Raw genomic sequence first — 21,730 nt, 5'->3', positions numbered from 1 at the left:
AATCCATGCAACACTCTCCTCAAATCAACTAAATGCAATGACGACGCAAGAGGCAGCGCTCGCCTACGCAAGCGCCAACTTTTTGCTAATCCCTGTTTGCCATCCTCGTCATGAAGGGGCTTCCGAGCACCATAAGGCAACATGCGGCAATCCGGGTAAAGCGCCACGGATCGGCAACTGGTCTGCGAGGGGAACTGACGATCCCGAAACCATCAGCGAATGGTTCGGGGAATGGCCCGAAAGCAACGTCGGGATGCTAACTGGTTCCAAAGCTGGCATTGTCGGAATCGACGCTGACGGCGCTTACGGCGAATCGAGGGTGCATGAGTTGTTCGGAGGCGAGCCGCCGCTAACTTGGGCATTTTCCACGCCGGGAGGCGGCGCGAGATACCTGCTCGGGATTCCGAAAGGTACGGCTTACCAAAAGTACACCGATCGGGGTCCCAATGGGGGACACGAGGAGTTGTCGATTCTTGCGGATGGTCAATTGACCGTTCTTCCGCCTTCCTTGCATCGAAACGGTGGTAGGTACGAATGGCTTCCCGGCAGGGGTCCGGGCGATGTGCCTTTGGCAGACGCGCCCCAAGCCATTCTGAAACTCTTGTCGCCGAAAACCACAGTCAAAACAACCCTCGACGGTGAGGCCGAGCCTTTCGAGCGACCTTCTGTGCCGAAACGCGACCAAGATACAATTACAGGTAGCTCGCCATCGGCAGATCAGATACTGGATGTACTAACGAAGAAATGCGAAAAAATGCGCAACTTCGTCGAGGAGCAGAAGGGCATCGGCTGCGATGAAGACTCTTGGCATAAGGTCACCGCCATGCTCGTCCGTGCGGGATACCCCGAAGCGGCACGCGCCTTCTCGCAGCTTAGTGGCAAGCACGACGCACGAAACGAGCAGCGGATCGCTCAAATGGCTGCGGAAGGCGACAGCGCGAGCTACGGGCCAACTCGCTGCAGGACTTTCGGATGCGGCGAGGAGCAAATCTCCAAATGCTTCGGCACCGTACGAACAAATGGCGAAGACGAAATCACCAACTCCCCCGCCTTGTTTGTGTCGCCTAGAAAGGCGAAAAAGGCCAGCGCCTTCTCCGCAAAGATCAGAGCGAAGGCAGACCTGCTTCCGGAGCGATACTCGGTTAGGGGAAGCAATCTTTGTTTGGCGCTAAAGGACAAAGACGGCGAGCAAACATTCGTTCCCCAGGCCAATTTTTTTGCCTGGATCAACAAAGACATCGTGAAGGACGACGGCGCGGAACGCCAGCGGTTCTACGAACTGGAGGGCTGCATCCTGTACAACGGAAAGCGACTGCCCCCAATACTCGTTCCTGCCAGCGACTTCGAGAGCATGAAATGGCTTGCTGGATGGGGCCTGAGCCGAACATCCAGCCGGGCAACAAGGTCAGGGATACCGTCCGCCACGCCATCCAATCGACGGCGAGCGGGGCAATAAAAGAACAAATCTTCAAGCATCTTGGCTGGGTGGAAATAGACGGAAGCTGGAAGTACTTGCACGCAGGCGGAGCCTTGGGTGCCCAAAACGTCAAAGTGGAGCTGGATGAGAGATTAAAAACCTTCGCCCTCCCCGCCAAACCGGCAAACCCCAAGGAGGCAATGAAGTCAAGCCTTCGGCTGCTAGACATCGCTCCCCATCGGGTAACGCTGGCGCTATGGTCGCTGGTTTTCCTCGCCCCGCTGTGCGAGTGGCTGCGTAGAGCGCGGCTGGAGCCTAAATTTTTGGTTTGGTTCTACGGCTACACGGGAACGCGCAAAACGACGTTTGCCAAGCTGCTGACATGCCATTTCGGGGATTTGCTGGAACATCCTCCAGCCAGTTTCAAAGACACGGCGAATTCGGTTGAGAAGCGCGGCTTCGACGCGAAAGATTCGCTCCTGCTCATCGACGACTACCACCCGACGGAAAACCCCAGGGAAGCGAAGGCCATGATGCAGTTGGCGCAGCAGATCCTCAGGGGCTACGGCGATCGGATCGGACGCGGAAGGATGAAACAGGATACAAGCCTTCGACAGGACTATCCTCCACGCGGCATGGGAGTAGTGACCGCCGAGGATGTTCTAAGCGGCAGCTCCAGCGTCGCTCGCCTGTTTCCCGTCGAGATCCAAATTGACGACATCGATCTCGAAAAACTGACTGCTGCGCAGCAGCAAGCCAGCGCACTGAGCGAAGCGATGGTAGGCTACCTAGAGTGGATTGCAGCCGCAATGGACGAGCGCGACGACGCGCGTCTTACGCAGATTTTCTACGATCGAAGGAATGAGGCTAGCCGCCTGAACGTACATGGAAGGCTGACCGAAGCCGCCTCATGGCTTTACATGGGGCTGAGTTTCGGCTTGGAGTACGCCGTCGACGTCGGGGCAATCGGACCTGACCGCAAGCAACAGCTGCTCAATGAAGCTTGGGACATTTTCCTTATCATAGCAGGCGATCAGGGACAGCAGGTCACGGAAGTCAAACCTACGACGCGCTTCGTCAGCATCGTGTCCGAGCTTCTGGCCAACCGAACGATTTACACTGAGCCTACAAAGCCGCTGCACCCTGACGACTTTCCCAAAAGCAGCACACACGTCGGCTGGCACGACGACGCCTACTTCTACTTCTTGCCGGAAGTTCTGTACAACACGGTCAGCCGCTTCCTCTCCGCGGAGGGTACGCATTTTTCCGTCACGAGCCACACGCTTTGGAAGCAGTTGGCCGAGGAAGGCCTCACCAAGACGGAGACCTACAAGGAGAACGGCAAGGACAGGCGGCACAACCTCGTCAAAAAGGAGATTCGCGGAAACCGTTCCCGGAAGCTGTGCGTGATAGCAGACGCTTTGCGAGGGAATGGAAAGGTAGAGATCGCTTCCGCGAAGCGCCGCAAACCAACACAAACAACGGACACGGAGGACCTGCTTGGCCTCAGGAACGGGGACAACGCCCCCGAAAGCGGGGGCGACGACCCCCTAAGCGAGCTGTTCGGGGACGCCTGAAAACCTAGGCGGGGCAAGGGTGACGACGAAATCGCCCTCGTTTCCCCCGCAAAAAAATCAATAAACAAAAAAAATTGTCCCCCCCTGACGGCAAAAAAAAAAAAAAACCGAACTCTCTCCCCCGCCAAAGCCGGGGGAAACGGGGGCGATCTCGACAAGAGCATGCGAGGCAGGAATTCCGCAAGATGTTTGCGCGGGGGCTGGTTGCGAGACGGGGGCGAAAAAAGGGGGCATCCCCCTTGCCTCCCCTCGAATCCGTAGCCAAGGGGGGCGGGCAACCAGCTTTCCTAGGTGCAGCCTGGGACAATTCAGGAAAGTCTTTGCCAAATTTCATCGAGCGGAAGCCCAAAAACAAATTCACATTAGGGAGTGTGTTGATCATGCATTATTTTTACCCCGTAACCGATTCTGACTTTGATATTGTCGGATTTTACAAGCTTGTTAACGATAAGCAGGCTGTTGTTAAAGCATATACCATAATGTGTTTTCCTCACGGGATGTCGGAAGCCAGATTCCGGCAGCTCATGAGGAGGTTCCCCACGCAACCCGTTCAAATTGCAACACATACGAAAATATACCCCTATAACGGCAAGCAGCATATGGCTACTTGGGCTTTGGATTCCCCGATCGCAGCCGACGACGAAGCTGCCTTGAAGCAACTTTACCGTAATATCTGGGAGTTAATGAAGGAGGTGCTAGAGGAACGAGTGTCCGATTTTGAGTTCGCTATCCAACTTGTAGCCTACAGGAAAGATGATACAGAGATGAACAAATCGTATTATTTGGAAAGAATCCCGTCGTGCCATAACATCTGGGGACCGCGAGAAGCCACAATAACTGCAAAAATTGATTCTTTTCTCGATCTCGCCATTAAGGACTTGCCGGAGAATCTGCGCTACATCTGGTTCGAAAACATAAAGGAAAGCGTACTTTCCGCAGAACCCATTCCCGAATTGGTAAAGGTACACGAGGATCACGTTGAGGTAACTTGGCGGCTAATGAAAGGGGAGGATCTAACCTCAACGTTCGATTGGTTATTCTTCGACTTAGCTACGAACTTTTCGCAACGCGACAAGTTTAAAAAAGGATGGAAAGACGTACTTCCAAGCCGGTAATTTCATAGGAACGGATACCATCGGCTGCGACGATACAGCTTGCGACACCTTTAACCGTCCATATTGCGGGTAGGATGCAAATAGGCAGACTTTCGAACCGATCACCCATGGATACCAGAAAGAACGAAATGGGGCCTAAAACGCCTCATCAAGCGACCGAAAAACCGTTTTTGCTCAAACTGAAAGCAGTTAATATTACCATGATATGGAAATTAACTGGAGGCGAGCAAAGATGATTTACATGAATTCACTGCAAGATATTACGAGTTTCCACCCCCTTCTCCCACATTCCGCTATAAGGTTTCTTGAGGATTTTTTCGAGGACCTTCGCGGACTGCTGGGACAGGGCGAGCTTGGCGAACCGTTCTGCCTGTCCGATCACGGGTACACGCTGATCCTGCTAGAGCCAATGGAATCACTCCCCAACGTTCAATTCGCTGGAATATCCGTTCCCGAAGCTCATGCGGAGTATGCGGAACGGATCGTTTTGGAGGATGTACAGCTTTTCAAAGCTTGTCTAATGGACGACAACGAAAATTTCACGTTCGTCATTTCCGTTGCCGGTACGCAAGTAAGCGAACTGGAAAAATGGTTTGCCGACCATGTTGAGAGGGGGCAGATCGCATGAATGGTGCACTCAAATGGCGAGCTCAACAGAATAGCGAAAAGCTATTGCCAGCCAAGCGAATCCAGGTTCTGAGCCTGCGAATGGTCAAAGAATCGTCGACGATCTTCTACCCGAACCGGTTCATTCGAAGCCCGAAGGACGCGGCGGACCTTTTCCGCCAGTTCATCGGCGATAGCGACCGGGAGCAGTTCTGCATCATGTGCCTGAACACCAAGAACGAGCCGACGGCCCTTCATACCGTGAGTATCGGAACGCTGAATGCCTCCCTCGTCCATCCTAGGGAAACGTTCAAGCTTGCGCTGCTTGCAAACGCCGCGTCGATTGTCGCCTGCCACAACCATCCGAGCGGCGAGCCGACTCCGAGCCCTGAAGATGTGGAACTTACCGAGAGACTTAAAGACAGCGGCACCTTACTCGGCATTGAACTGTTGGATCACATCATCCTCGGCGACGGAACGTTCGTCAGCATGAAAGAACGGGGGCTGATGTGATTGTTCCCAAAACACTCCCGGTACAAGACTTCTGGAATCGATAGGGCAATTGCCCCAGACTTACAGCAGTTGCTCTGGCGCCTAATTGATCTAAGGTTAAAGCAGAAAGCGGTAATGGATTACCTTCAAGTATTCGAGCTAAGTACGCAGCAATTCGCGGGAATCAAAATCCAGCGGATTGTTCACCGCCAAGAGCAGCCGCCTTACAAGAAATCGTGGCAGTGGGATTCCGGACAACTTCCGGTTCGAGACGTCACCGTCTGGATTGTCGACAGCGGCCCCTACTGTACCATGATGTTGCCATCAGAATACTAAATCAAAAGGAGTTGTGCTCAATGCCCTTACCTAAAGTTATCTATGATTGTAACCAAATCAATGATCAAAATGACTTCCTAAATAGACATAAGAATGACGACATCTTGGATAGCTTCATAGTAGAATTCACAGGATTCCTCGATGTCCCCTTCGTCCAAATCGAGCATCCATTTGCACTTGAACGTGCTCAAAGGATGCTTGTTAAAAAGCTTAAAAATCTGATCGTTCCACCAAGAAACCTCTACATTGATCAAGATGGAGTCGCTGCGCAATGGTTTCTGCCACATCCCATAAACTTAAGCAGAATGACCGAAGCCGAGATCAAGATGCTTGAAAACAACTTTAAAAAACTATTGCGTCCGCTATCCGATTTCTCGCATGAGGTTTGCATAGCTGTTGCCGATGATCCATTCAAAAGCGAAGAAGACACATACAGAGATCAGGTCTATTTGCCGGAAAAACTCAATCAAGTTCTCGGATTTGAATGGCGAATCAAAGAAGTGTAAACGAAATAAGGGGAAAATCTCCTTGCATACAGCCCGCTATTTCTCGATCATTTCCCATACGAAACTTAGCAGCCAGAAAAATACTAAACCAAATAAATCGGAGGCCTTTAAGCGCATGGAAAACATCGTAAAGCTAATCGAAGAAAATGTCTGCCTCCTTACCGGTATAGCCGTCACCGTATCAGCCAGCGTTCCCATGAGCAACTCCATAGCTGCTAGGCTAGGCCGACATCTTGGAGGCGCTTTTGTCGGCAAGAAAACGCAAGACGAATTCGTTGAGCTGGAGTTCAAGCCATGGGACGGCGATTATATCTTGTATCACGATGAGCTCCTGCAATACGAAGAAGCGTTCCGCAAGAAGGCCTGCGAATGGTTGAAGCTCGACACTTCTAGCGTCCGCGCAAAGTGCCGCGTCTCCGTAACGGACGAGAAACGCGAAGAATGTATTTGATTCTAGGACCCACAAAAAACGAATTCAAAAGGAGCAAATTTCTATGATGCCGAAATTCGTGCCAAGGGGAGCCACAAGCGAGGCTCATAAGTTCCTCCCGCTAGGTTTGCAGCTCCATCTATATCGACTAATCGATTCGCAAATCGAACGTGGACTAGAAATGGATCATTGGCAGTTTTTCGAACTGCACAAAATTGATGAAAATCAGCTTCGCATCGTTCATAGCCAGAACAATCCGGCTAGAAAAGAAGATCACCTATTGGAAGGCTTCAATATTTCCCAAGATTATATTGAGGCATGGATCATCAATTATGACGATCTAGGGGCGACGCTCACGGTCGCGAATCCAGCCCACTAGAATTCGGGAAGCCTTTCCAAGATTTTTGATCGCAAAATAAAAATACTGTTCCCACCCTGATCTACAACTTAGAGCGAACGTTACGAATAGGGGGAAACGAACGTGCAAATCGCACGCCTTCACACCTGCATTTCGCGCGAAAAGCTCAAAAGCAATTCCACAGAACCGGATAAGATCACCAATGAGGCAATTGATCAGGTTCGAGAAACACCGGAATCATATTTTCAACCTACCGTTGAAATGCTTAACGCCATGCTAACAAAAAAACGAACCAAATAGTCGTACTGAAAAGTACCGCTGACACTAATCCAATCAATCATCCGCCCCTCCCCCGAGGAGCGACACCTTAAAGGAGGAACCGCCATATGTCCCAAAAACGAGCAGCCATCTACATCCGCGTCGGAAGTCCGTCCCAGACAGAAGAAGCCTTCGATCATCAAAAATACGCTTGTGAAAATCACGCAAAATCGACCCAACTGAAAATTGTGAAAATCTACAGCGAAGTTGCAAACTCCACTCCTCTAAGCCAAAGGCCCATGTTCCAAAAGCTCCTCTCAGACAGTAAGAAGGGATTGTTCGATGTCATCATCGTTCAGCGTGCAGACCGCATCGGGCGTGACGTGCTGGATGTGGCGATTTTCAAACAGCGTCTTACCGATAATGGGGTTGAGCTTGTAATCGCTGAGCAAACAAAGCAGGTAGCCCCACAGGACATGTTTGCAAATTCCATTTTAGAAGCAATTATTGGACCTTTAATCCACCGTTTAGAAGAAATGAAAGAGTTCGACTCAGTAGAAATCTAATTTCACCAACCTTCTATAAATGGGAAATCCCCCTAAAATGCATTTACAATTGAGAGGAGATCTTAACCATGACCATTAAACGTGCAGTTGCCTACACTCGATTCTCTAGCGATAACCAGCGTGATGAATCTATCGACGCTCAAGTGAGGGCCATCGAAATCTACTGCAAGCAAAAGGGCTTCGAGCTTATTAAAGTTTACGCGGATCGGGCCAAGTCTGCGACATCGGACAAGCGCCCCGAATTTCTACAGATGATCGAGGATAGCGAAAAGGGCCACTTCGACGTGCTAATCGTCCATAAGCTGGACCGCTTCAGCCGCGACAAATACGATAGCGCAAAATACAAGCGCAAGCTGAAGAAAAACGGCGTCCAACTGCTGAGCGTGACCGAGAACCTGGACGGTTCGCCGGAAAGTGTCATTCTGGAATCCTTGCTTGAAGGCATGGCAGAATACTACTCCAAGAATCTCGCCCGCGAAGTGATGAAGGGCCTGAAAGAAACCGCGTACCAGTGTAAGCACACCGGCGGCTTACCTCCAATCGGCTATTCTGTCGATCCGTTAACAAAGCAATACGTCATCAACGAAGACGAGCGTGGCATCGTCGAAATGGTTTTCTCCATGTTTCTCGCGGGATACGGATACAACCAAATCATCCGGGGGCTGGCTGAGAAAGGCTACAAGTCGCGATACGGTCGCCCCATCAGCAAAGGTTCCTTGTACACCATTCTCAGCTGCGAAAAGTACACCGGAACATACATTTTCAATCTGACGGACGGGAAAGACGCAGAGGGCAAGCGGAACAGCAACCGCAAGAAAAGCGACGAAGACGTGATCCGAGTAGAGGGCGGCATGCCAGCCATCATTTCTAAGGCTGACTTTGAAAAGGCCCAAGAAAAAATGAACGCCAACAAGAAATCGCCGGGATCATACAAAGCGAAGGAAATGTACTTGCTAAGCGGACTGATCGTATGCGGGGAATGCCTAAAGAATGTCGGCACTGCCTTTTCCATGATGGGCAATACCAAGTTCAGCGGGCGCAATAAGCTAAAATACGTCACCTACCGCTGCGGAAACCGGGATCGGACTAAGGAGTGCAAGAACCCGGAGCTGCGCCGGGAGTACATCGAAACCTACGTCTTGTCCCAGCTGCAGGAGAAAATCTTCAACGACGAGGCCATTCCCCTGCTCGCAAAGCAGCTAAACGATTACCAAAAGTCCAAGGAAACGGGCATCAAAGAAGTGAAAGAGCGGCAGGAAAAGAGCTTGGAGGGCATCGAGCGGCAAATCGCGAACATCGTCAACGCCATCGCCAGCGGCGTTTCCAACGCCACGCTGGTCGACAAGCTGGGGGAATTGGAGAAGCAGAAGCTCGGCCTTGAGCAGAAGCTGCTGGAGGCCCGGGCGCAAAACGAAAAAGCAGCCATCACAGAGGAATCTCTGCGACAACTGCTTTCTCAGTTCGGGACCCACATCGCAAACCGTGATCTTCCTGAAATCAAGAAGTTCATCGGCAGCTATGTGGAAAAGGTGATTGTCTACGAAAAGCATGTAGAAGTCATCTTTAAGGTCCCCGTTGTGGATTTAGCATATGGAGACGAGGGGAGTCGAACCCCTGTCCGAAGATAACGCCACATAGGCCTCTACGGGTGTAGTCACAGTTTTGATGTCACCCGAGCAGCGCCCCGTAACCGGCTCTGCGTTGGGTCAGCCTGATTGTCTTCTTCAGCTAGCCGCAGGCGGAGACTAGACAGCGTATCCCACTAAGGTTGAGCCCCTATCCCGCCACATGGGCGATGGAGAGTAGAGGCACGCTCACAGGTTATTAAGCTGCGAAAGCGTAGTTGTTTTGTTGTTTGCCATTTAATAGGCTTTAGCGTTGATGAAGTGGACGCGTCCCCACTACCCGCAACCCATGCTCGAACTATCCCCGTCGAATCCAAGAACGTCCCCGCATAAGGGGGCCCTGTAGATGGGCCCCGTAAGGTTATGAAATAAAACTTACCTGCAAAAAGAAAGACATTTGCTGCTGATCTTGCTGATGATGCTGTGCACTTCCCTGATGCTCTTTTATTATAACACACATCGGAGTAAAAAGAACCCTCGATTCATGGAAGCACCGCCATATCCTTGGCATAATGGCGTTATCTGCCGTTTATCTGGCCACTTTCTGCTTCTCGCGAAGCGCCCGTTGAATGTCGCGCTGGGCATCGCGTTTGGCCGCAGTATCACGCTTATCGTACTGCTTCTTCCCTTTACCAAGTCCGATTAGCAGCTTGGCATATCCGTTTCGTACGTAAATCTTCAACGGCACTATCGTATAACCTTCCTGCTTGGCTTGACCGAGCAGCTTGCTGATCTCGGCTTTCTTGAGGAGGAGCTTACGGGCCCTTGTCGGGTCACTAGGATTATGACGGTTACCTTGTTCGAATGGACTGATGTGCATATTATGTACAAATGCTTCGCCGTTGCGAATCGTTGCAAACGAATCGCCAATATTCGCCCGGCCCAACCGCAGCGATTTGATCTCCGTTCCCGTTAGGACGAGGCCGCACTCATAGGTATCTTCGATAAAATAATCATGAGAAGCTTTCTTGTTCTGCGCTAGAACTTTGTTTTCGCTTTTTTTGCTCATATCCTCCGCTCCCGCTCCTTCCTGCAATGATTTCCAAACAGAGGGATGGAGTCCATTGTACCAACTCCATCCCGGGAAATCAAGAGGTTACCGCTTGACGGTCTTTTTGCGCTTTTTCTTAACAACGCTAGAACCCGTACCCGTACTCGAGCCGCTTTTAACCGGCTCTAGAGCGCGGGTCTTTGCCGCACCCGGACCTTTGCCGCGAGCGCTACGGGTAGCGCCGCCAGAGCCCGGCTTACCGCTCCGCTCGCTGCGTCCCGCACGACTGCTGCCACTAGCAGCAGGCCGCCCGGATCTGCCGCCTTCTTGGCCGCCGCGGCTGGACCGTTTGTTATTCTTGCGGACGTTGTTCAGCGCGTCCACCAAGCTCACCTTTTGCGGCCGAGGCTTCATATCCACCATTTCAAAGTCAATGGTACGCTCGTCCTTGTTCACGCGCGCCACACGTACCTTCACTTCATCGCCCAAGCGATAAATTTTGGAGGTCCGCTCTCCGATCAATGCGTGCTGTGCATCATGGTAATGGTAATAATCGTCCGTGAGATCAGACAGACGAATGAGCCCTTCCACCGTATTGTCCAACTCAACGAACATACCGAAGCTCGTCACGCTGCTGATGATCCCGTCGAATTCTTCTCCGACCTTGTCGAGCATAAATTCGGCTTTCTTCAGCGCTTCGGTCTCCCGCTCCGCATCCACCGCCATTCGCTCCCGTTCAGACGATTGCTTCGCAATATCGTCCATTCGAGAGGCAAGGTATTCATGCCTTGCATCGCTTAATGTGCCGCCGCTTTCCAGCACTTCGCGAATTACGCGGTGGATGATCAAATCCGGATACCGGCGAATCGGCGAAGTAAAGTGCGAATAGTACTCCGCCGCCAACCCATAGTGCCCCAAGCTCTGGGAGTCATATTTCGCCTGCTTCATGGAGCGCAGCATGACGGTACTAATGACCGTTTCTTCCTTGGTCCCTTTAATCTCTTCGAGCAGCGACTGCAGCGCCCGAGGATGCACCGAATTGCCTTTACCCCGTACCACATATCCGAAGTTCGTAATAAACTCCATAAAATGCTGAAGCTTTTCCCCATCCGGGTCCTCATGAATCCGGTACAAAAATGGCACCTTCATCCAGTGAAAATGCTCTGCGACTGTTTCATTGGCCGCCAGCATAAACTCTTCTATCATCATCTCAGCGATGGTCCGGTCCCTTTTGACGATATCCGTCGGCTTTCCATTCTCATCGACCAAAATTTTTGATTCCTGGAAGTCAAAATCGATGGCGCCCCGCCGCACCCGTTTGGAGCGCAGCTTCATAGCCAGCTCTTCCATTAAACGGAAATCATCCATCAGGTAGCCGTACTTTTCAACAAGCTCAGCCTCTGGCTCTTCCTCGGTCAACAGCTTCCGCACGTTCGTGTAGGTCATCCGCTCGCTGGTTTTGATGACGCTTGTGAAAATATCGTGGCGCACCACATTCGCGTCCGCATCGAATTCCATCTCACAGGACATCGTCAGCCGATCTACCTGAGGATTCAGTGAACAAATCCCGTTAGACAGCCGATGTGGCAGCATGGGAATGACCCGATCAACCAAGTACACGCTGCAGCCGCGGTTGTACGCTTCACTATCCAGCGCTGAGCCTTCCCTTACATAATAGCTGACATCAGCAATATGAACACCCAGCACATAGTTGCCGTTTGGCAGCCGCTCTACATTTACCGCATCGTCCAAATCTTTGGCATCCTCGCCGTCGATCGTGACGATCCGTTTGTCTCTCAAATCCCGCCTGCCTTGCCCTTTAAGCTCTTCTTCAGAAATGACGGCTGGAGCTGCTGTGGCCTCATCTATCACTTCATCGGGAAATGCCTCTGGCAAACCATGCTTACGGATAATCGATAAAATATCCACGCCCGGATCATTCTTATGACCGAGAATTTCGACAACTTCACCTTGCGCGGCCGCGCGGCCTTCAGGGTAAGTTACGATCTTCACAACGACCTTGTGACCGTCCATTGCTCCACCGAACAATCCCTTCGGAATGAAGATGTCACGCACAACCCGTTTATCATCGGGAATAACGAAAGCATACTCTTCATGGGCTTGGAACAGCCCGACGATTTGCGTATTGCCGCGGGTAACGACACGCACGACTTCTCCTTCCATTCGTCCGCCGGAGGGACTTTTGGAGTTGATACGCACAAGCACGATGTCTCCGTTCATGGCTGTGCCCATATCATTAGCATGGATATATACATCCGGGTGATCGCGATCATCCGGAATCAGAAACCCAAACCCCTTGGCATGCGCCTGCAGCCTGCCCCGAAGCAGATTCATTCGCTCCGGTACACCGTAGCGATCGTTGCGAGTACGCACAATCAAGCCCTCATTCTCAAGCTGGTTGAGCAGCTTCAGAAAATCTTTAAAGTCCTGTGCGCTCTCCAACTGAAAATGCAGCTCCAGCTCATTATACGTCATCGGTTTATATGCCGTTTCCTTCATAAAATCAAGTAATTCTTCTTTTTTTATCATTGATTCTCACCTGCCTTCTTATGTTCTTAACCTCTTTTTACTATAAACTATGTTGAATCATTGACGGCTGTCTGTTTCCTTGTCCCCGCTGACTCCAGCTTCAGCAAAAACAACGCATATTCTTCGTATACCCGCTTCCGCGGCTAATTAAGCATGGAGGCACTGCCTAAAATACCCACTCATCCAAATGAGCTATGTACAAGCTTCTTCTAACATTAGGTTCCGTAATTGTACAGCAGCACATTGGGAGCATCTCCCTATCAATGATCGCATATTCACAGTATAGCCATGTTCGATCCAAATCATAGCTCAACCAATGAATAGGATGCTGAGTAAGTACCCTATGGACCAGGTCCTCAATCCATACATAAGAAACAAAAAACAGCAGGAGTATCATTCCCCTGCTGTCACATATTTATTAGGATTAGGCTCTTACGAAGTAAGCCACAATTACAGACAAGACAAAAAATGTTGCTGCGAGCCCCATCGTCAGACGGGATAAAAAGAGCTCCATGCCGCGTGCCTTTTGTCTACCGAACAGGTGTTCCGCACCCCCGGAGATGGCACCGGATAAACCCGCGCTTTTGCCTTGCTGCAGAAGAACCGCCGCAATCAATCCAAGCGATGCGATCACCAGTATAATCTTCAATACTACTTCCATGATTCCACCCCCTGCAGGATAACACCGATCTTGTCCTAAAAATAGACAGCATACATATTATAACACATAACAAACTCAGTGACAAATCCTACCCATTGTTCAGTGGTCACAGCGGTTAATCCTCATAACGCGGCTGAACTGCGGGAGCTTTACTTCTCCTCGATTTCCGGCCGCCAAGAAATATGCGAAGCGATCTGGTCGCACACCAGAGAGAAAACACGGTAAAAAAGAATGCCCAGCCTATAGCTGGAATAGGAGTAGCCTGACTCAAGTTCGTTGCATCCCCTGCCGCACCAGGATCTTGCAAAGCATACAGTATTAACGAGAACGAACCGAATACAGCCTCCTCCAGCATCAGAAACGCCAGCAGAAGATAGTATCCGTCACGAAGCCAGCGAGGCATAAAGGCAAGCATCAGGGCGTTCAGCAGTACGAAGCCTGCCAGCCAAACGATGCCGTATTCGTTACGGACAAACAGAACCAGCGACAGAATGGCCACCAAAGTTACCATCTGTAAGCCTAATCTGTCTTTGCCCTTAGACCTGGCATAGAACATAAACCAAGCGAACAGCGAAGCAAACGTATACCCGGCCATAGAAATCGGAATCAAGCTCCACGTGCTGGATATTTGCGAATAAGTGACTCCGCTGTGGTTCGCGTACAACTCGATATACATCACATGGCCCGAAAGCGCGAGAGTCATGATCGCATGCGCGAATTCGTGAACCATCGTATTCAAGCTGCGAAAAAAATGATTAAAGGGAATCAAATGGGTAAGAAAGGCCGATGCAAACAGTAACAATACGGTCTTTATCAAATTACTCATTGGATTCCCTCCCGGATGCGCCATACTCTGTCAATTTTCAGCAACCCCGACCGTCCGCTGAGGCAGTTGGGGTTGCTAAAGTTCATTCGTCTGACGGCTATGATATTATAAAAAGCCGATATTACTTAAAGCTTTTCAGGTTGTAGAAGGCCGATTTGCCAGCGTATTGGGCTACGTCGGACAGTTGATCCTCGATGCGAAGCAATTGGTTGTACTTCGCTACGCGGTCTGTACGGGAAGGTGCACCCGTTTTGATTTGGCCGGCATTGGTAGCTACGGCAATGTCCGCAATGGTGCTATCTTCGCTCTCACCGGAACGGTGGGAGATGACAGCCGTGTAACCTGCGCGCTTCGCCATTTCGATCGCGTCGAATGTCTCGGTCAAGGAACCGATTTGGTTCACTTTGATTAAAATCGAGTTACCGATGTTTTGCTCGATACCTTGGGAAAGACGGTTTGTGTTCGTAACAAACAAGTCGTCGCCCACAAGCTGTACTTTGCTGCCCAGCTTCTCGGTCAGCAGCTTCCAACCTTCCCAGTCATCTTCGGAGCAGCCATCTTCAATCGTGATGATCGGATATTTCTCAACCCAAGCAGCTAGGAAATCTACGAATTCCGCAGAAGTGTAGGATTTACCTTCGCCCTCAAGATGATATTTCCCATCTTTGAAGAATTCGGTGGAAGCTACGTCCATGCCTAGGAATACATCCACGCCTGGCTTGTAGCCTGCACGCTCAATGGCCGTAATGATCGTTTGGATTGCTTCTTCGTTAGAGCTGAGGTTTGGAGCGAAGCCGCCCTCGTCACCAACAGCGGTGTTCAGACCTTTTTCCTTCAGGACTGCTTTCAGGCTGTGGAAAATTTCCGCGCCTGTACGCAGGGCTTCCTTGAAGGATGGAGCGCCTACCGGCAATACCATGAACTCCTGTACGTCCACGTTGTTATCCGCGTGCGCGCCGCCATTGATGATGTTCATCATTGGCACCGGCAAGGTTTTGGCGTTAAATCCGCCGAGGTATACGTATAGCGGAACATCGAGGGCTTCTGCTGCTGCACGGGCAATGGCCATGGAAACCGCAAGAATCGCATTCGCGCCGAGTTTGGCTTTATTCGGCGTGCCGTCAAGATCGATCATGCGCTTGTCGATACCGACTTGATCCAGCGCATTCATTCCGATGATTTCCGGTGCGATGATGTCGTTCACGTTGTCAACGGCTTTGATCACGCCTTTGCCGAGGTAACGAGATTTGTCACCGTCGCGAAGCTCTACCGCTTCATAAGCGCCTGTCGATGCGCCGGAAGGAACGATCGCGCGACCGCGCGCTCCGGATTCCAGGAATACTTCCACCTCTACCGTCGGATTTCCGCGGGAGTCAAGCACTTCACGGGCGTACACATTGGAGATAACAGTCATTGCTAGATACACTCCTTGTCTTTTTTTAATCAATTTTCGGTTATGTTAAACTCGTGCTGCTAAAAGCGTTTTACCGGTCATTTCCGTCGGTTGGGCTACGCTGAGCAGCTCCAGCACCGTCGGGGCGATATCCGCCAGAATGCCATCGTTCCTTAGTGTAACACGATTGTCGGTGAGAATGAAAGGGACTGGGTTCGTCGTATGCGCGGTATTGCGGGACCCATCCGGATTCGTTACCAGGTCTGCGTTGCCGTGGTCTGCTGTAATCAGCGCCACACCGCCTTTGGCCAGAATCGCATCGACCACTTGACCCAGGCAATCATCCGTTACTTCCACCGCTTTAATCGTAGGCTCAAGAAAACCGGAGTGTCCGACCATATCAGGATTAGCGAAGTTAAGAATAATGACGTCTTGTCTTTCTGCTTCGATCTCCGCGACCGCAGCAGCCGCCACCTCGTAAGCGCTCATCTCCGGCTGCATATCATACGTGGCCACCTTAGGCGAATTGATCAAGATCCGGGTTTCCCCGGGCAGTTCCACATCCCGTCCACCGCTGAAGAAGAACGTAACATGCGGATACTTCTCCGTTTCGGCGATGCGCAGCTGCTTCAGACCATTCTGCACCAGCACTTCCCCAAGCGTGTTATCCAGGTTCTTCGGCTTATAAGCAACGTAGCCGCCTACGGTTTCGCTGAACAAGGTCAAGCAAACGTAATACAAATCCTTCGCAACCTTGTCCCCCCGATCGAAGCCGCGGAAATCACTGTTGGTAAATACCTGGGACAGTTGAATCGCACGGTCCGGCCGGAAGTTGAAAAAGACCACCGCATCGCCGGATTCGACCAAACCTACAGGTGTCCCGTCTGCCTTCACGATGACGGTCGGCATGACGAATTCGTCGAACACCGAACGTACATAAGAATCCTTAATGGCATTCATCGGATCCTCGAATGTCGGCCCGTCGCCGTACACCATCGCACGGTAGGACTTCTCGGTACGTTCCCAGCGCTTATCGCGGTCCATCGCGTAATAGCGGCCCTGCACGGTAGCAATCCGCCCTACGCCGAGCTCTGCAATCTTGTTTTGCAGCTGCTCCATGTAATTTACCGCACTGTCCGGGGCTACGTCGCGGCCGTCCAAAAACGCATGAATGTACACTTCTTCAAACTGCTCCTTTTTGCAAACCTCCAGCAAAGCGAACAGATGAGCGATATGGCTATGTACGCCACCATCGGACAACAGCCCGTATAAATGAAGCTTCTTCCCATGATCGCGGGCATGGTGAATCGCTCCGAGAATCGTACTGTTCTCGAAAAATTCACCTTCCCGAATCGACTTGGAAATTCGCGTTAAATCCTGATATACGATCCGGCCCGCACCGATGTTCAAGTGACCCACTTCCGAGTTGCCCATTTGACCCGCTGGGAGTCCTACGGCTTCTCCGCAGGCCGTGAGCGTCGTATGCGGAAACTGGTTCCAATACCGGTCATAATTCGGCTTCTTCGCTTGCGCCACGGCATTACCCTGCACATCTCCGCGCAGTCCAAAGCCGTCAAGGATAATAACGGCTACCGGTTTCGGTCTGGCCATCTTACTTGGCCCCCTCAACCAGCGCAATATACGATGCCGGTTCCAAGCTCGCGCCGCCTACCAAGGCGCCGTCGATGTTCGGTTGCTGCATGTACTCGGCAATGTTGTTCGGCTTCACGCTGCCGCCGTACTGAATGCGAACGGCCTCTGCTGTTTCCTGACCATACAAGCCGGAGATCAGCTCACGAATGTATCCAATCACATCTTCGGCATCCGCAGCCGTAGAAGACTTGCCCGTTCCAATCGCCCAGATCGGCTCGTAAGCGACAACGACCTGCGCCGCTTGCTCTGCGCTAAGGCCTGCGAAAGCCGCTTCCGTCTGCACTTTGCACACAGCCTTGGTTTGATCAGCTTCTCTTTCCTCCAGCTTCTCTCCAACGCAGACGATCGGCGTCAAACCATGCTTGAACGCGGCAAGCACTTTTTTGTTAACCGTTTCATCCGTCTCCGCAAAATAAGCGCGGCGCTCGGAGTGTCCGATGATGACATAATCTACGCCGAGATCCTTCAGCATCACTCCGCTGATTTCGCCGGTAAAGGCACCGTTATCTTCAAAATGAAGGTTCTGAGCGCCCACCTTAAGTGAGGTTCCTTTTACCGCTTCCACCAATGCAGGCAGATTCGTAAATGGTGCGCAAATCACGCTTTCCACCCCATCCACTTCTGCCTTGCCTTTGACTTCGCCTACGAAAGCTTCGGCTTCCTGCACCGTTTTGAACATTTTCCAGTTGCCTGCAATTATCGGTTTACGCATGTTTCGCTGCCTCCTTACTTATCGTTCAAGGCTACGACGCCCGGAAGCGCCTTGCCTTCCATAAATTCCAAAGAAGCGCCGCCACCCGTGGAGATGTGATCCATCTTGTCTCCAAGCTGGAACTTCTCAACTGCAGCCGCAGAGTCGCCGCCTCCAATGACCGTGTATCCGGATGTTTTCGCGCATGCTTCCGCCACTGCTTTAGTTCCGTTCTTGAACGGCTCGAGCTCAAATACGCCCATAGGACCGTTCCATACGACCAGCTTCGACCCGGCGATCGTTTGGGCGTAGAGCTCACTGGTTTTCGGACCAATATCGAATCCTTCCCAATCTGCTGGAATGGAGTCCACCGGAACGATCTTGGTATTCGCATCCGCGCTGAATGCATCGCCTACCACAATGTCCACCGGCAATAAGAAATTAACGCCTTTGGCTTTCGCTTTACGCTCGAACTCCTGTACCTGCTCAAGACGATCGTTATCCACTAGAGATTTCCCGATTTCATAGCCTTTGGCTTTGAAGAATGTATAGGACAAGCCTCCGCCAATAATGATGTTGTCGGCAATCTCGATCAACTTCTCGATGACGGCGATTTTATCCTTAACCTTCGCTCCGCCTACGATCGCCGTGAAAGGACGATCCGGATTGTTCAGCGCTTTACCAAGCACATCCAGCTCTTTCTCCATAAGGAGGCCGGACACGGCTGGCAAATGATGCGCAATCCCTTCCGTAGATGCATGCGCGCGGTGCGCAGCACCGAAGGCATCGTTCACGTACAAATCAGCAAGCTCGGCAAACGCCTTGGCCAATTCCTGATCGTTCTTCTCTTCCCCGGCATAGAACCGCACGTTCTCCAACAGCAGCACGTCGCCATCCTTCATCTCCGCAACTTGCGCCTTCACCGCGTCTCCGATCGCTTCATTTGCCTTGGCAACCGGCTTGCCGAGCAGCTCGGACAAACGCTCCGCCGCAGGGGTTAAACGCAGTTCTTCCACAACCTCGCCTTTCGGGCGGCCCATGTGGCTTGCGAGGATCACTTTCGCTCCGCGCTCCGTCAAATATTGGATCGTCGGCAGCGTCTCACGAATCCGCGTGTCGTCGGTGATGATGCCCTTTTCGAGTGGCACGTTAAAATCGACCCGGACAAACACTCTTTTGCCGTTTACTTCTACGTCACGAACGCTTTTCTTACTCATTTTATCCATGCCCCCCAACCGGTTTTATCCTGCCCGCACATAAAAAATGTGGGAATGTCTCTTCATCGTTCAAAGAATGGCTCGATCCATCATAGGCGGGTGGCCGCAGAGCGTTAGCTTCCATCTTTCGTTTCAACCGGATTCTGGTTGGTATACAGAAACGAATGATTTGCGAGCCCAACGTTCACCCCATTGCCTACGAAGATGAGTTTCTTTTAACGATAATCAGAGCATTACCACAATTTTATCATTACAGACCTTTTTTAGCGATAAAGTTTGCCAAATCTACAACGCGGTTGGAGTAACCCCACTCGTTGTCATACCAGGATACAACTTTGACCATATTGTCGCCGACAACCATCGTGGACAGCGCGTCGATGGTGGAGGAAGCAGGGTCGCCGTTGTAGTCGCTGGATACCAATGGCTCTTCGGAGTAGTTCAAGATCCCTTTCAGCGGGCCATCAGCAGCTGCTTTCAACGCTGCGTTCACTTCGTCAACCGTTACGTTCGTGCTGAGTTCAACTACCAGATCTGTTACAGACACGTTAGGTGTTGGTACGCGCATAGCCATACCGTTCAGCTTGCCTTTCAGCTCCGGCAGAACCAGGGAAACGGCTTTCGCTGCACCCGTAGTGGACGGAATGATATTTTCAGCAGCGGCACGGGCGCGGCGGAGGTCTTTATGCGGCAGGTCGAGCACTTGTTGGTCATTCGTATAGGAGTGAACGGTTGTCATCATTCCTTTTACGATACCAAACTTGTCGTTCAACACTTTCGCGAACGGAGCCAAGCAGTTGGTTGTGCAGGATGCGTTGGAAATGACCGTGTGAGCGGAAGCGTCATATTTATCTTCGTTCACGCCCATAACGATTGTGATGTCTTCGTTTGTAGCCGGTGCAGAGATAATGACTTTCTTAGCTCCGCCTTTCAAGTGAAGCTCGGCTTTTTCTTTAGCTGTGAAAATACCCGTGGATTCTACGACGATTTCTACACCGTTAGCTCCCCAAGGAAGGTTCTCTGGATTACGCTCTGCAAACACCTTGATCGTTTTTCCGTTGACGATCAGTGCGCCTTCTGTGGATTCAACCGTTGCATCCAATCTGCCGTGCGTCGTGTCATATTTAAGCAGGTGCGCCAATGTGCTTACGTCTGTCAGGTCGTTGATCGCTACGATTTCTACTTCCGGGTTGCCAAGCGCCGCACGAAATACGTTACGACCGATACGTCCAAAACCGTTAATTCCTACTTTTACCATGAGTAATAGCCTCCTAAAAATGGGTTTATGATGTGTCGTCAAACGGCCACGGCCGCTGCAACATATGTCAAGACAGGCCGGAGCCTATCAAGATGTCAATCGTTGTACAATGTATTGCGCTGCTGCCTCATCGGTGATAAGCACATCCTCGTGCCCGTGCTTCAGAACCGAGACGATCGCTTCGCCTTTGCTTTTGCCACCGGCGATCCCGATGACCGTATCCATGCTCTGGATGTCTTCCATACGCAGCCCGATGGTCGGCATTTTGTGAAGGATGTGTCCTTCTCGATCAAAATAATACCCGAACGCTTCCGCAAGCGCTCCGTCACGCTGCAGGTTCCCCGTCGTTTCCTGGTCCACCTTGCGGCGTCTGGCCATGACCATAGCCTCTCCTATGCCGTGAATGACCATCCGTGCCTTACGGATAAATTGAATGATTTCGGCAATGTGGTCATCCTGCATGAGCGATTGGTAAGCTTCCTCGCCCAAATGATCAGGTACGTGAAGCAGCCGATAACGCGCTCCCGCTTTCTTGGCCATCGTAGAAGCAATCGTATTCGCTTGAAGCTCCACACTCTCTCCTAACCCTCCGCGGGCCGGAACGAACCAGCATCCCTTCATGGGGCTTGCGGCCGTCAAGTGGTAAGCGACTTCGGCCATCGTTGATCCGCCGGTCACGGCAATGACTTCGTCTTCCCTAACCAGCTTGCGAAGCACGGAAGCGCCTGCGCGGCCAAGCTCCTTCTTTGTATGGGGCGAGAGGTCTGAATCTCCCGGCACAATCACAACCTGCTTCAAGCCATAATGCGAGCGAATACGTTCCTCCAGCTCGGTAAGCCCGAATAAGTCTTTCACCAACGGTTCGATCCTCTCCAGCAGCTCTCTTCCGGCCGCGCTGATACGCATCCCGGAGGCCTCTACATCGATTAGCCCCTGCTCTTTGAGAAAATCCACTTCCCCGCGAAGCACCCGCTCCGTCATGTTCAGTGAGACCGCCAGCGTCCTTCGACCTACCATTCCGGAAACCAGGATGTAGTGAAGAATGGAATACCGTTTCTTCATCGTATCAACCAAATCAGGAAGAAGCTGCTGTTGAATGGTTAGGATGTCTCTCATGGATTCACTCCGCTCGTTACATGGACGATTTTTGTCCCGGTACTGCATTTTTAGTCCCACATACTCCAAAAAAAGAACTAAGCACTCTCAC

General features: G+C 51.5%; 22 protein-coding genes and 1 other RNA gene. 12 read left to right on the top strand and 11 right to left on the bottom strand.

The window, feature by feature from the left end:
* Positions 1–37: 37 nt before the first annotated feature.
* The 12 genes from JOE45_RS17325 to JOE45_RS17270 all read left to right on the top strand — a co-directional run bounded on the left by JOE45_RS17325 (position 38) and on the right by JOE45_RS17270 (position 9,289).
* On the top strand, positions 38–1,456 hold the full coding sequence (locus JOE45_RS17325) for a bifunctional DNA primase/polymerase (protein ID WP_210023126.1): 1,419 nt from the start codon (positions 38–40) through the stop codon (positions 1,454–1,456).
* On the top strand, positions 1,369–2,994 hold the full coding sequence (locus tag JOE45_RS17320; protein ID WP_210023127.1) for a hypothetical protein: 1,626 nt from the start codon (positions 1,369–1,371) through the stop codon (positions 2,992–2,994). Before JOE45_RS17325 ends, JOE45_RS17320 begins: the two co-directional genes overlap by 88 nt.
* 380 nt (positions 2,995–3,374) lie before the next feature.
* Positions 3,375–4,109 carry a hypothetical protein gene (locus tag JOE45_RS17315; protein ID WP_210023128.1) on the top strand — a complete coding sequence of 245 codons (735 nt, stop codon included), beginning with the start codon at positions 3,375–3,377 and terminating at the stop codon, positions 4,107–4,109.
* Between the two features lie 232 nt (positions 4,110–4,341).
* A complete protein-coding gene (locus JOE45_RS17310) occupies positions 4,342–4,737 on the top strand; it encodes a hypothetical protein (RefSeq protein WP_210023129.1) in 396 nt (131 codons plus the stop codon).
* Positions 4,734–5,228, top strand: coding sequence for a JAB domain-containing protein (locus JOE45_RS17305; protein ID WP_210023130.1), 495 nt, complete (start codon positions 4,734–4,736; stop codon positions 5,226–5,228). The genes JOE45_RS17310 and JOE45_RS17305 overlap by 4 nt, the downstream gene beginning before the upstream one ends.
* Positions 5,229–5,543 carry a DUF960 family protein gene (locus tag JOE45_RS17300; protein ID WP_210023131.1) on the top strand — a complete coding sequence of 105 codons (315 nt, stop codon included), beginning with the start codon at positions 5,229–5,231 and terminating at the stop codon, positions 5,541–5,543.
* Positions 5,544–5,563: 20 nt separating this feature from the next.
* Positions 5,564–6,049 (top strand): hypothetical protein, encoded by a 486-nt coding sequence (locus JOE45_RS17295; RefSeq protein WP_210023132.1) that lies wholly within the window; start codon positions 5,564–5,566, stop codon positions 6,047–6,049.
* Between the two features lie 115 nt (positions 6,050–6,164).
* Positions 6,165–6,500 carry a hypothetical protein gene (locus tag JOE45_RS17290; RefSeq protein ID WP_210023133.1) on the top strand — a complete coding sequence of 112 codons (336 nt, stop codon included), beginning with the start codon at positions 6,165–6,167 and terminating at the stop codon, positions 6,498–6,500.
* A 43-nt stretch (positions 6,501–6,543) separates the two neighbouring features.
* Entirely contained in the window at positions 6,544–6,858 is a 315-nt protein-coding gene (locus tag JOE45_RS17285; protein WP_210023134.1) for a DUF960 family protein, read from the top strand.
* 102 nt (positions 6,859–6,960) lie between these two features.
* Positions 6,961–7,137, top strand: coding sequence for a hypothetical protein (locus tag JOE45_RS17280; protein WP_210023135.1), 177 nt, complete (start codon positions 6,961–6,963; stop codon positions 7,135–7,137).
* Between the two features lie 86 nt (positions 7,138–7,223).
* The gene (locus JOE45_RS17275) at positions 7,224–7,661 is read left to right on the top strand and encodes a recombinase family protein (protein WP_210023136.1); all 438 of its coding nucleotides are present in this window, start codon (positions 7,224–7,226) and stop codon (positions 7,659–7,661) included.
* 68 nt (positions 7,662–7,729) lie between these two features.
* The gene (locus JOE45_RS17270; RefSeq protein ID WP_210023137.1) at positions 7,730–9,289 is read left to right on the top strand and encodes a recombinase family protein; all 1,560 of its coding nucleotides are present in this window, start codon (positions 7,730–7,732) and stop codon (positions 9,287–9,289) included.
* On the opposite strand, the gene ssrA is transcribed toward JOE45_RS17270, so the two are convergent.
* The 11 genes from ssrA to JOE45_RS17215 all read right to left on the bottom strand — a co-directional run bounded on the left by ssrA (position 9,250) and on the right by JOE45_RS17215 (position 21,639).
* Positions 9,250–9,613: a transfer-messenger RNA gene (gene ssrA, locus JOE45_RS17265) on the bottom strand. The genes JOE45_RS17270 and ssrA overlap by 40 nt on opposite strands.
* A gap of 202 nt (positions 9,614–9,815) precedes the next feature.
* A complete protein-coding gene (gene smpB, locus JOE45_RS17260; protein ID WP_210023138.1) occupies positions 9,816–10,295 on the bottom strand; it encodes an SsrA-binding protein SmpB in 480 nt (159 codons plus the stop codon).
* 87 nt (positions 10,296–10,382) lie between these two features.
* Entirely contained in the window at positions 10,383–12,827 is a 2,445-nt protein-coding gene (gene rnr / locus JOE45_RS17255) for a ribonuclease R (protein ID WP_210023139.1), read from the bottom strand.
* Positions 12,828–13,251: 424 nt separating this feature from the next.
* Positions 13,252–13,488: a preprotein translocase subunit SecG gene (secG, locus tag JOE45_RS17250; protein WP_210023140.1), complete on the bottom strand. Its 237-nt coding sequence runs from the start codon at positions 13,486–13,488 to the stop codon at positions 13,252–13,254.
* Between the two features lie 115 nt (positions 13,489–13,603).
* Positions 13,604–14,314 carry a M50 family metallopeptidase gene (locus JOE45_RS17245; RefSeq protein WP_210023141.1) on the bottom strand — a complete coding sequence of 237 codons (711 nt, stop codon included), beginning with the start codon at positions 14,312–14,314 and terminating at the stop codon, positions 13,604–13,606.
* A gap of 121 nt (positions 14,315–14,435) precedes the next feature.
* A complete protein-coding gene (eno, locus tag JOE45_RS17240; protein ID WP_210023142.1) occupies positions 14,436–15,728 on the bottom strand; it encodes a phosphopyruvate hydratase in 1,293 nt (430 codons plus the stop codon).
* Between the two features lie 45 nt (positions 15,729–15,773).
* On the bottom strand, positions 15,774–17,318 hold the full coding sequence (gene gpmI, locus JOE45_RS17235; RefSeq protein WP_210023143.1) for a 2,3-bisphosphoglycerate-independent phosphoglycerate mutase: 1,545 nt from the start codon (positions 17,316–17,318) through the stop codon (positions 15,774–15,776).
* Between the two features lies 1 nt (position 17,319).
* Positions 17,320–18,072: a triose-phosphate isomerase gene (gene tpiA, locus JOE45_RS17230; RefSeq protein ID WP_210023144.1), complete on the bottom strand. Its 753-nt coding sequence runs from the start codon at positions 18,070–18,072 to the stop codon at positions 17,320–17,322.
* 14 nt (positions 18,073–18,086) lie between these two features.
* Positions 18,087–19,268, bottom strand: a complete 1,182-nt coding sequence (locus tag JOE45_RS17225) for a phosphoglycerate kinase (RefSeq protein ID WP_210023145.1) — start codon at positions 19,266–19,268, stop codon at positions 18,087–18,089.
* Between the two features lie 250 nt (positions 19,269–19,518).
* The gene (gene gap / locus JOE45_RS17220; protein WP_210023146.1) at positions 19,519–20,523 is read right to left on the bottom strand and encodes a type I glyceraldehyde-3-phosphate dehydrogenase; all 1,005 of its coding nucleotides are present in this window, start codon (positions 20,521–20,523) and stop codon (positions 19,519–19,521) included.
* Between the two features lie 87 nt (positions 20,524–20,610).
* The gene (locus tag JOE45_RS17215; RefSeq protein ID WP_210023147.1) at positions 20,611–21,639 is read right to left on the bottom strand and encodes a sugar-binding transcriptional regulator; all 1,029 of its coding nucleotides are present in this window, start codon (positions 21,637–21,639) and stop codon (positions 20,611–20,613) included.
* Positions 21,640–21,730: the final 91 nt, after the last annotated feature.

This window comes from Paenibacillus sp. PvR098 (assembly GCF_017833255.1).
Taxonomy (GTDB): Bacteria; Bacillota; Bacilli; order Paenibacillales; family NBRC-103111; genus Paenibacillus_G.
Note: the sequence above shows the minus strand (reverse complement) of the source record. Positions and strands in the feature narration are given on the sequence as shown.